Here is a 1,580-nt window from a genome sequence, read left to right on the forward strand (position 1 = left end):
ACTGAAACTTCGCAGTTACAAAACTGCGGTTGAACCTTGATAATTCAATAAAAATTGGCAATTAAGTACCAATCATGCTGCCTGAAGATGACGTTGCATGGATGGTGTAAGTGCAGATACAAACTTGTCTATCATTAAAGATATTTTTTCTTCATCGAGATCAAATTCTTCTATCATCATGTTTGAGAAAATCTCCATAATGATGTTAAAAGCATAGATGAATGTTACATCGGCCACCTCATCCATGAAGTATGCAAACAACTCGCCTAAAGTTCGAGAATCTTCTGATTCGCGATTTTCTACTGCAAGCATCATGTATCGAGTAAATACGATTGCAACATGCGCTGTCATAGCATCATAAGAAAGAGACTTACATTCTTTTGCCAGCTTGAGATAGCTTTTACACATCTTGAAGAAAACCTCTATCTGCCAGCGCTTTGAGTAAATACGGATGATTTCTTCCTCATCTATGTTTACGTTTGTGGAAATCAGGCAAAGATAGTCTTTCCGATTGGAACGATTCCTGACATATACAACTTTTGCAGGAATAACAGCACCATCCTTCTCAACATCTACAACAACAGAAAGCAGATACTTTGATCTGCCACGACGCTTGCGATTAGTTTTGTATATTTCTTTGAGAGAGCGCTTCTGACCTTCATAATTGAAAGTCATTTTTTCTGACCGCTTTATCATGGCAATAACTTCATAGCCAAGTTTCTGTACGGCAATAAGTGTTTTGGGTGAAGCAAACCAGCTGTCAAAAAGTACGTAATCAGCTGGGATCATTGCTTTTTTTGCTTCTTTGATAAGCTCGATCATTGCATCTGTTCCCTTCATGATAGCGAGCTTTCTGCGTTTGTAACCATTACTTCTGTAATCAATAGGATTACAACCAGTGACCTGACATTTGCTTGAAGATGAAAGTAAGATGTGGTTAACCGGAAGAAATGTATTTCCATCAGTCCACCCAAGAGTGAGCATTCTGAATCCATAAAGGTACATATTTTTAGCATGATCATATATCTTTGCAAGCATCTCTACCTTTTTGGAACAGCTCCTTGAATAAGTGGAGTCATCAATGATAAGTGCATTAACTCTGTCTTCAGACGTAGCAGGTGCAATAGATTCCTTACAGATGTTGGCGGCAAGTAGTGTTGTGAAACGAATCCAGTTTATGCTGATGCTATTCATAAAACGATAGTATGTATCTTTGGCAAAAGATAATTCGCTATTTCCGAGAACCATGTCCATGTACATAGATTTGTTTCTAAAAACCAAAGCAAAGGCATAACTCACGATCTGGAGCGGTGTGACGCCTTTCGACTTCTTTGCATTGGATGCTTTGAGAACAGCTGATAAATGAAAACGTTCAAAAAAGTATCTGATAGAATCAGTAATCTGCTTAGAATCGTAGTCGTTCTGTGATATAATTTTAGACAAGGCGTGAGTCTCCTTTGGGATGGTTTTTGGTGGTACTTAAATTATACCAAATGCAGAGGTTTCACGCCTTTAAAAATGCCAGTTCTTATTGAATTATCAAGGTTCTAAAGCACTTTTTTATGTGCGAAGTTTAAGTT

The 1,580-nt window shown here is 37.8% G+C and carries 1 protein-coding gene; it reads right to left on the reverse strand.

The genetic code is table 11. From position 1 onward, the window contains the following. Positions 1–72: 72 nt before the first annotated feature. Entirely contained in the window at positions 73–1,443 is a 1,371-nt protein-coding gene (locus tag G622_RS0119815; RefSeq protein ID WP_026512088.1) for an IS4 family transposase, read from the reverse strand. Positions 1,444–1,580: the final 137 nt, after the last annotated feature.

It is taken from the genome of Butyrivibrio sp. LC3010 (assembly GCF_000424385.1).
Classification (GTDB): Bacteria; Bacillota; Clostridia; order Lachnospirales; family Lachnospiraceae; genus Butyrivibrio.